At 72.8% G+C, this 8,251-nt stretch carries 9 protein-coding genes; 2 read left to right on the top strand and 7 right to left on the bottom strand.

The genetic code is table 11. The features are described 5' to 3' along the window. The 4 genes from recA to BMY40_RS15725 all read right to left on the bottom strand — a co-directional run. Window positions 1-564, bottom strand: a 564-nt coding sequence (gene recA, locus BMY40_RS15740) for a recombinase RecA (RefSeq protein WP_093659902.1), incomplete at its 3' end; no start/stop codon positions are given. A gap of 114 nt (window positions 565-678) precedes the next feature. After that, window positions 679-1,161: a single-stranded DNA-binding protein gene (locus BMY40_RS15735; protein WP_093659900.1), complete on the bottom strand. Its 483-nt coding sequence runs from the start codon at window positions 1,159-1,161 to the stop codon at window positions 679-681. A gap of 67 nt (window positions 1,162-1,228) precedes the next feature. Then, the gene (locus BMY40_RS15730) at window positions 1,229-1,771 is read right to left on the bottom strand and encodes a hypothetical protein (RefSeq protein ID WP_093659898.1); all 543 of its coding nucleotides are present in this window, start codon (window positions 1,769-1,771) and stop codon (window positions 1,229-1,231) included. Beyond that, window positions 1,768-2,724 (bottom strand): ATP-binding protein, encoded by a 957-nt coding sequence (locus BMY40_RS15725; protein ID WP_245770116.1) that lies wholly within the window; start codon window positions 2,722-2,724, stop codon window positions 1,768-1,770. The genes BMY40_RS15730 and BMY40_RS15725 overlap by 4 nt, the downstream gene beginning before the upstream one ends. 359 nt (window positions 2,725-3,083) lie before the next feature. On the opposite strand from BMY40_RS15725, the gene BMY40_RS15720 reads away from it, so the two are divergent. After that, a complete protein-coding gene (locus tag BMY40_RS15720; RefSeq protein ID WP_093659894.1) occupies window positions 3,084-3,398 on the top strand; it encodes a hypothetical protein in 315 nt (104 codons plus the stop codon). 176 nt (window positions 3,399-3,574) lie between these two features. Here BMY40_RS15720 and BMY40_RS15715 read toward each other — a convergent pair whose 3' ends face one another. Further along, window positions 3,575-4,144 (bottom strand): snapalysin family zinc-dependent metalloprotease, encoded by a 570-nt coding sequence (locus tag BMY40_RS15715; RefSeq protein ID WP_093659892.1) that lies wholly within the window; start codon window positions 4,142-4,144, stop codon window positions 3,575-3,577. Window positions 4,145-4,418: 274 nt separating this feature from the next. On the opposite strand from BMY40_RS15715, the gene BMY40_RS15710 reads away from it, so the two are divergent. After that, entirely contained in the window at window positions 4,419-5,495 is a 1,077-nt protein-coding gene (locus tag BMY40_RS15710) for a serine/threonine-protein kinase (RefSeq protein ID WP_093659970.1), read from the top strand. A 104-nt stretch (window positions 5,496-5,599) separates the two neighbouring features. Here BMY40_RS15710 and BMY40_RS15705 read toward each other — a convergent pair whose 3' ends face one another. Next, on the bottom strand, window positions 5,600-6,484 hold the full coding sequence (locus BMY40_RS15705) for a septum formation family protein (protein WP_093659890.1): 885 nt from the start codon (window positions 6,482-6,484) through the stop codon (window positions 5,600-5,602). Window positions 6,485-6,694: 210 nt separating this feature from the next. Next, a complete protein-coding gene (locus BMY40_RS15700) occupies window positions 6,695-8,089 on the bottom strand; it encodes an FAD-dependent oxidoreductase (protein ID WP_093659888.1) in 1,395 nt (464 codons plus the stop codon). Window positions 8,090-8,251 lie beyond the last annotated feature (162 nt).

Below are 8,251 nucleotides of genomic sequence, written 5' to 3'. Positions count from 1 at the left end.
GGTGGTCTTGGACTGGCTGAGCGCACCGGTGATCTTGCGCAGCGCCTGGCTCATCAGCCGCGCCTGCAGACCCACGTGGGAGTCGCCCATCTCGCCCTCGATCTCCGCGCGCGGCACCAGGGCCGCCACCGAGTCGATCACGATCAGGTCCAGCGCGCCGGAACGGATGAGCATGTCGGTGATCTCCAGCGCCTGCTCGCCGTTGTCGGGCTGGGACAGGATCAGGGAGTCCACGTCCACGCCCAGCCGCTTGGCGTACTCCGGGTCCAGGGCGTGCTCGGCGTCGACGAAGGCGACCGTGCCGCCCATCCGCTGGGCGTTGGCCACCGCGTGCAGGGTCAGGGTGGTCTTGCCGGATGACTCCGGCCCGTAGACCTCCACCACCCGGCCGCGCGGCAGGCCGCCCACGCCCAGGGCGACGTCCAGGGCGGTCGACCCGGTCGGGATCACCTCGATGGGATCCCACACCTCGTCGCCCAGGCGCATCACGGCGCCCTTGCCGAACTGCCGTTCAATCTGTGCGAGCGCGGCGTCGAGCGCCTTCTCGCGGTCCTGTTCCTTCACTGGGTCCACCTCGGTGGGGTCGGGTTGCGCCGGCACGGCGGACGGCCCGAAGGGGTCGGTACGGCCGCCCGCCGCCGTGGCGCGGGTCCGCGGTCTCGCGGGAGACCGCGGCGGTCAGAAGGGGAGTTCGCTCTCCCCGGGGGCGTGCCGCCCGCCGTCGTCCCGGCCGGACGGGCCGCCGGCCGCCGGTGCGGCGCCGACGCGGTCGCCCGCGGGGACGCTCGTGCGCGGGCCGCCCCCGGTGACCGTCGCACTGGCGAACCGCAGCGAGGGGCCGACCTCGTCCACCTCGCACTCCACCACGGTGCGCTTCTCGCCCTGGCGGGTCTCGAACGTCCGCTGGCGCAGCCGCCCCTGGACGATGACGCGCGTACCGCGCGTGAGGGACTCGGCGACGTGCTCCGCCTCCTGCCGCCAGGCCGAGCAGCGCAGGAACAGCGTCTCGGCGGAGTCCCTCCACTCGTTGCTCCGCCGGTCGAAGGTGCGGGGGGTGGAGGCGACGGTGAAGTGGGTGACCGTGTCTCCGGACGGGGTGGTGCGGATGTCGGGGTCGTCGGTCAGGTTGCCGACGACGGTGATGACGGGCTCACCGGCCATGGGTGGCTCCTCTCGTGCGGCGGTGTGCGGCGGTGTGCTGCGGAGGCTGCGGGCGCGGTGCCGGCGGTCACCGCTCCTCGCCCCGGACCTCGCCCCGCTCCTCGCCGCTGTCGAGGGCGAGCAGCCGGGGCAGGTCGATCTCGCCGGTGCGCCAGGCCCGGGCGACCTGCTCCGTACCGCCGGGCACGGGCCGGAGGCTGAACGAACGCGGCTCCGCCGGCGGGGCCGTCTCCAGGCCCGGGACCACCTCCCCGGTGTGCGGGTCGGTGGCCGGCCCCGGCCAGGCGGTGAGCCGGGCGGTGAACTGCCTGCGCCAGCTGGGACGGACCCTGACGAGGGTCTCCACCTCGTCCGGGTGGTTCTCGACCACCCAGGTGGTGAAGGCGTCCTCGTCGGCGACCACGATCTCCGGCTTGGGGTCGATGAGCGTGATGGTGGCGATGGGCGTGCCGTCCCGCAGGGTCACCCGTATCGACTTCAGCGCGTACTCCTCGCGGGCCGCGCGCAGTTCGTCGAGGACCTCGCGGCGTGTGGCCTGGTACTGCTCCTCCACCGCGTCGCGCAGCACCTTGAGTACGGCGACCCTGGCCGCGTGCTCCTTGAGGTTCATGCCGCCACGGCTTTCCGCTCGGGCTCTTCCCCTGACTTCCCGGACTTACCGGCCTGCCCGGACTTACCGGCCTCCTTCCTCGCCTCGGTGCCGCGGCGCACGATGAGGTCGCCCAGTGTGGTGGGTTCCCCCGCCGGGTCCAGGACGGCGGCGGCGAGCAGGTTGTGCCGGCGGGCCTCCTCGTAGAGGGCGCGGAGGTCCTCGTAGGAGGTGTCCGGTGCGGTGGCGGTGGCGAGGTAGTCGGACGCGCTCGGGGTGGGCTTGCCCGCGCTGAGCCAGTCGAGGACGGAGTCGGCGAACTCCGTGCCCGGTTTGCGGACCACCAGTCCGGACAGCGGCTTGGCCCGGGACTTGGAGATCACCAGGGTGTTCTCGTGGTCGAGGTCGCCGACGATGTCGAACTCGTACTCGATGCCCTCCCGCTGCTCGGGCTTGAGCCCGACCTTGCGCGGCACCTTGCGCCCGCGGTCGTCGGTCTCCACGACGTACTCGGTCTTGGTGCGCATGGTGACGATGAGGTGGCCGGGGTAGGCGAGCAGGGCGTCGATCATCGCCCGCTCCATGGGACGGGTCTCCTTCCAGGCGGCGAAGCTGCTGCCCGTCCCGTAGCGTTTCGCGGCGTTGTCGACCTGTTCGAGCACTCCGCCCGCACCGGACCAGAAGTGCGAGAGCGAGTCGACGATCACGGTGTCGTAGCCCTCGTGGGCCGCCACCGCGAGGACGTCGATGAGCCCGGTGGGCTCGAACGAGGTGAGCTGGAGGGTGTCGAAGGCGAACTCGTCGGCGTACTTGGACGCGCTGCCGTGCTCGGTGTCGATGAGGGCCACCCGCTCGCCGAGCGCGGTGCCGGTGATGAGCGCGGTGTAGGTCTTGCCCGATCCGGTCGGTCCGGTGAGCGCGATGCGGGCCTTGGCCTGCTCCTTGGTGGCGGGGGTGAAGGTGAAGGTGTTCACGCCATTTCTCCTCTGGCGCATTCGACGGCGGTTCGGGGTGGGCTCGGGGGTGGCGGGACGCGGTCCCGGCCCGGCGAGACGTGCACCCACGCGGCCGAAGCTTCAGTTCGAATTCATGTTCGAAATCTGTCCTGGGTCACACAGTAGGCCCGATATGTCGACAAATCAACACCTGCCGGAGAAGGAATCCCGGGGGCGGACGCGCCTGGTCCACCGCCGCCCCCGGGCCGCCGCACACGACCTGCGAACGCGGCGCCCCGGAACGCTCCAATCCCCTTTGACCAGGTCTTTTGTCAGTGGCCCGGAGTAAAATCGGGGGTAGATCGAGACGGCCGGACGACCACCCCAGGAGGAAGCCGATGGCCTCTGCCGCGCTCGCCGCCGAGCACCGTTCGAAGGCCCCGACCACACCCGCCCCCACCGCGCTGACGACCCTGACCACCCTGCCGAAGAAGCCGCTCCCGGCCGGCCGGCCCCGCGAGTGGTACGTCTCGCACAACCGCCGGCTGAAGGCCATGCGCCTGGCCATAGCCCTGCTCGACACCGGCGTCCACCGCCCGGAGCAGGCTTCCGACCGCAGGATCCGCACCACGGCCGAGCAGATCGGCGTCCGCCCGCCCTCCAGGGCGACCTGCGGCATGGTCCGCTCCCTGATCCGCCACGGCGACCGCTGACCGGGACGGACACCGCCGCACGAGTGCGGTGCCGGCAACGGAGAGAGGGTCCCGGCGCGCACCTTCGCAGGTGCGCGCCGGGACCCTCCCGATCTCGGGGGCGCCGGTTCCGAGCCCTCACCGCGTGCGCGCGGGCAGGGGCCGGCGCCGGAGAGGGGCTTTCCCGCCCCCGTGCGTCAGCCCACGGTCATCACATTGCGCGGCGCTCCGGCCGACCGGGCGAACGCCCCGCCGAAGTCGCTTTCGACCTCCGCCTTCTCCGCCGCGTTCGGGTAGGGGTTGGTGCACGCGACCCCGGCGGTGGAACCGGACATCAGGCTCGAGCAGGGGCCGGGCTTGCGGTCCGGCAGGCCCAGGATGTGGCCCAGTTCGTGGGAGGAGATGCGAACGGTGTTGTAGCCCTGGGTGACGGCCTGACGGCCGATGTAGACGGTCCCGTTGCCGAGCGAAGAGGTGTAGGCGCGGGGCCAGCCGTTGTCGGCGAGGATCCGGATGTTGGCGCGCTGCCCGGCCGCCACCGGCCGCAGTTCGACGGCGTCGACACTCTCGTTCCAGATCGCCGCGCCCCGGTCGACCGCGGCCCTGAACTCCGCGGCCGCGCTCGCGTCGTAGGTGAGGATCCGCGGGGCGAGGGTGCGGTCCTCGGCGGCGGGGGCGGCCGGCGCGGCGGCGGCCTGGCCGCCGGCCAGTGCGAAGGTGACCGCCAGGGCCGCGGTGAAGCAGCGGACGAGTGTGCGGACGTGCATGGTCGTCCTCCTTGTGGGGGGTTAGGCGTGCTCATGACACGCTGCAAGCTCCCTGCCCAGCCGCGGCGCGCCCCAATCCGTCAATCGGCGCGGTCCGCTCTCCTCCAGGGGCCGTATCGCGCGAGACCTCCCCTCGGCCCGGTCGTCCGGCCGCCGTGCGGTCGCCGGAAGTACGTGTCTCGCCCGGGTCCTTGGGGCAGAGTGGCCGTTGCGGTACCGGGTCCGGCGCCCGGTATCCGGTACCCGGACGGAGGCGGCAGTGCGGTTCCCCGACATGTCACACGGTGCGCGTCTGGCCGCCCACGGCGCCGTCTCCACCGCCCTGGCCCTGTGCGGCGACCGCGAACTGCACGGACTGGTGGACACGGCCGCACCGCTCGGTGCCGGCATCGGCGGGAAGTCGGCCCTGCTGGACGTCGCCGGAGTCCCGGTCTTCGTCAAACGCGTGCCCCTCACCGACCTGGAGCGGCGGCCGGAGAACGTCCGGTCCACGGCGAACCTGTTCGAACTGCCGCTGTTCTGCCAGTACGGCGTCGGCGCCATCGGCGGGCCGGGCTTCGGGGCCTGGAGAGAGCTCGCCGTGCACACCATGACGACGAACTGGGTGCTCGCCGGGGAGCACGAGGGCTTCCCCCTGATGCACCACTGGCGGGTGCTGCCGGACTCGACGCCGCTGCCCGAGGAGCTGGCCGACGTGGAACGGGCCGTCGCCTACTGGGGCGGCGCGCCGCAGGTGCGCCACCGGATCGAGGCCCTCCGGGAGTCCTCGGCGAGCCTCGCGCTGTTCCTGGAGTACATCCCGCAGAACCTGCACCAGTGGCTGGGCGAGCGGGTGGCCGCCGGCGGCCGGGCCGCCGACCGGGCCTGCGCCATGGTGGAGAAGGACCTGGAAGCCGGTGTCTCGTTCATGAACGGCCGCGGCCTGCTGCACTTCGACGCCCACTTCGAGAACATCCTGACCGACGGGCGGCGCCTGTACTTCACCGACTACGGTCTCGCCCTCTCCTCCCGGTTCCGGCTGTCCCGGGAGGAGCTCGCCTTCTTCGAACGGCACCAGGACTACGACCGCTGCTACACGGCCGGTTACCTGGTCAACTGGCTGGTCGCCGCCCTGCACGGACACGGGAGGGAGGAGCGCGAGGCACAGGTGCGCGCATACGCCCGGGGCGAGCGCCCCACCGCGGTCCCGGCGACGGCGGCGGCGATCCTCACCCGCCACTCACCGCTCGCCGCGGTGATGGCGGACTTCTTCCGCGGATTCCGGCACCACAGCAGGCAGACCCCGTACCCGCTGGAGGAGATCCACCGGGTCGGCGGGCGGTGCGCCTCGTCCACCGGCCGGGGCGCGTGAGCCCGACGCCGTTCGCGGCTCCCGCCGGGTGACGGGACCGGCCGGGTGACGGGACCGGCCGCCGTGGACCGGTGCCGCCGCCCGGCCGGGGCGGCGACGGGGAGTCAGCTCGCCCAGACCTCGGCGTCGTCGGCCGGGACGGTGGTGGCCAGGCCGAGTTCCTTGCGGGCGGCGACCGTGTCGTTCGGGTCCAGGCCGGTGAAGGCCGGGTCGTAGGCGACGTAGAACGCCTCGGCGTCGCTCGCCTTCGCGGCGTCCTTCCAGTGGCCGGCGGTCTCCTCCAGCCGGGAGCGGAGCTTTCCGGTCTCCGTACCCTCGATGCCCCGCAGGCCGTCCAGGTGCGCGTCGAGAGCGGTGGCGACGGCGTCGGCCTGCGCCTTGTAGCCCTCCAGGTCCTCCTCGACGTTCTCCGCCTCGGGCTGGTTCATCCACAGGGCGTCGTAGACGGCGTTCGCGCCGTTGAGATAGGTCTTCTGCTCCGGCTTCAGCGACTTCGCGCCGGCCTTGAGCGAGCCGGTGAACTCGCCCGACTCCTTGGTGTAGGTGCAGCTCACGGCGCGGTCGCCGGTGGCCCAGCTCTCCGCGGTGGGGGTGTAGTAGGAGAGGCCGACCCCCTCGGGCAGCGCCCAGGTGTCCGGGGCGAACTCGCCCGCCTCGGCCGGGCAGCGCTCGTCGGCGATCGCCGTGACCGCCTCGTCGCCGGGGAACCCGCCCTTCTCCTCGATGTTGAACTCGCCGACGACCTGGCCCCGGTGCGGCTCGTCGCACGGCACGAGCTCGATGGCGAGCGCCTCGCCCTCGATCTTCTCGCTGTTCGGGTTGTAGCAGTCCCCGGTGGAGAGTGAGAACACCGACCGCTGGCGGGCCGCCTTCGTCGCGCCGTTCTTGGCACTGTCGACGACGTCGGAGCACCCCGCGGCCCCGACCGCGAGCAGGGCGACGACGGCGGATATGCCGCGCGGGGAGCGGAACGGCGCACGGATTGTCATGACGCGTACATCCTCTTGGGAAAATTCATGAATGGTGCGCGCATCCTATGTCATCGTCATGACAAGTTCGCACGAAGTTTCGCAGGTGGGGACGGTGCCGGGGCGGGTGTGCCGGCGTGCCGCCTCCGCGCTGCGCAACAGCCGACGCCGCCGCGGCGCGTCGGTTCCGGGAGCGCCGGGCGGCGGCGCGCCGGGCCTCCGGTGCGCCCGTCAGTGCGTGCCGGCCCGGCGCACCGCCGCGGTCGCCTTCCGGGCCGCCACCAGCACCGGGTCCCACAGCGGGGAGAACGGCGGGGCGTATCCCAGGTCCAGGAACGTCATCTGCTCGACCGTCATCGACGCGGACAGGGCGACCGCGGCCACGTCGACGCGTTTGCCCGCGCCCTCGCGTCCGACGATCTGCACGCCCAGCAGGCGGCCCGTGCGGTGCTCGGCGAGCATCTTCACACGCATCGGCGCGGCTCCCGGGTAGTAGCCGGCGCGGCTGGTCGACTCGATCGTCGCGGTCACGAACCGCAGTCCCGCGGACCTGGCCTGGCTCTCCAGCAGGCCGGTGCGGGCGATCTCCAGGTCGCAGACCTTGCTGACGGCCGTGCCGACGACGCCGGGGAAGGTGGCGTAGCCGCCGCCGATGTTGGTGCCGATGACCTGGCCGTGCTTGTTGGCGTGCGTGCCCAGCGCGATGTGACGGTCGAGGCCGGAGACGAGGTCGAGGACCTCGACGCAGTCGCCGCCCGCCCAGACGTTCTCCCGCCCCCGCACCCGCATCGCCAGGTCGGTGAGCAGTCCTCCGGACTCCCCCAGCGGCAGTCCCGCATCGCGTGCGAGCCCGGTCTCGGGCCGTACGCCCAGCCCGAGGACCACCAGGTCGGCCTCGTACTCGGCGTCCTCGGTGGCGACCGCCCGCACCCGGCCGTCCGCACCGGTGCGGACGGCGGTGACGGCGGTTCCGGTGACCGTCTCGATGCCCATGCGGCACATCGCCTCGCGCACGAGCCTGCCCATGTCGGGGTCGAGCGTGGTCATCGGCTCCTGGGCCCGGTCCAGCACCGTGACCCGGTGACCGCGGCGGATCAGCGCCTCGGCCATCTCCACGCCGATGTAGCCGGCGCCGACCACGACCGCCCGGCGCCGGGTGCTCGCCGTCCCGGTCCGCTCCAGGGCCTCCAGCAGGGACCTGCCGTCGTCCATGGTCTGCACCCCGTGCACGCCCGGCGCGTCGATGCCCGGCAGGTCGGGACGCAGGGGGCGGGCGCCGGTGGCGATGACCAGATGGTCGTAGCCCAGCCACTGCCCGGTGCCGCCGCCGTCGCGGACGCGGACGCGGCAGCCGTCCGGGTCGAGTTCGGTGACCTCGGTGTGCAGCCGCAGGTCGATGTCCCGCTCGCGGTGCTGCTCGGGGGTCCGTGCGATCAGGTCGCCGGCGGCCGCGACGTCGCCCCCGATCCAGTAGGGGATGCCGCATGCGGAGTAGGAGGCGTAGCCGCCCCGTTCGAGGGCGACGATCTCCAGTTCCCCGGGCCTCTTCAGCCTGCGCGCCTGGGAGGCGGCCGACATGCCCGCCGCGTTGCCTCCGATGACCACCATGCGCTGCGCGGTCGCCATGGCGTGTACTCCCTTCACCGTGTCGGGCGCGCGTCGGCCCTGGCCCCCGTATGCCCACGCTACGCTCCGCCACCGTCACCGTCCGGCCTCCCCGGCGCCTGCCCACCGGTGTGGCCTGCCGCTGATGCCGGGTCACGACGCGTTCGTGTCGGCCTGTTCTGG

The organism is Streptomyces radiopugnans, assembly GCF_900110735.1.
Classification (GTDB): domain Bacteria; phylum Actinomycetota; class Actinomycetes; order Streptomycetales; family Streptomycetaceae; genus Streptomyces; species Streptomyces radiopugnans.
This window is presented reverse-complemented; position numbering and strand designations above follow the sequence as displayed.

Excerpts from the sequence above, each read along its gene's own strand:
- BMY40_RS15720 (WP_093659894.1), top strand. The coding sequence starts at position 3,084 with ATGGCCTCTGCCGCGCTCGCCGCCGAGCACCGTTCGAAGGCCCCGACC.
- BMY40_RS15705 (WP_093659890.1), bottom strand. The coding sequence starts at position 6,484 with ATGACAATCCGTGCGCCGTTCCGCTCCCCGCGCGGCATATCCGCCGTC.
- BMY40_RS15735 (WP_093659900.1), bottom strand. The coding sequence starts at position 1,161 with ATGGCCGGTGAGCCCGTCATCACCGTCGTCGGCAACCTGACCGACGAC.
- BMY40_RS15730 (WP_093659898.1), bottom strand. The coding sequence starts at position 1,771 with ATGAACCTCAAGGAGCACGCGGCCAGGGTCGCCGTACTCAAGGTGCTG.
- BMY40_RS15715 (WP_093659892.1), bottom strand. The coding sequence starts at position 4,144 with ATGCACGTCCGCACACTCGTCCGCTGCTTCACCGCGGCCCTGGCGGTC.
- BMY40_RS15710 (WP_093659970.1), top strand. The coding sequence starts at position 4,419 with ATGTCACACGGTGCGCGTCTGGCCGCCCACGGCGCCGTCTCCACCGCC.
- BMY40_RS15700 (WP_093659888.1), bottom strand. The coding sequence starts at position 8,089 with ATGGCGACCGCGCAGCGCATGGTGGTCATCGGAGGCAACGCGGCGGGC.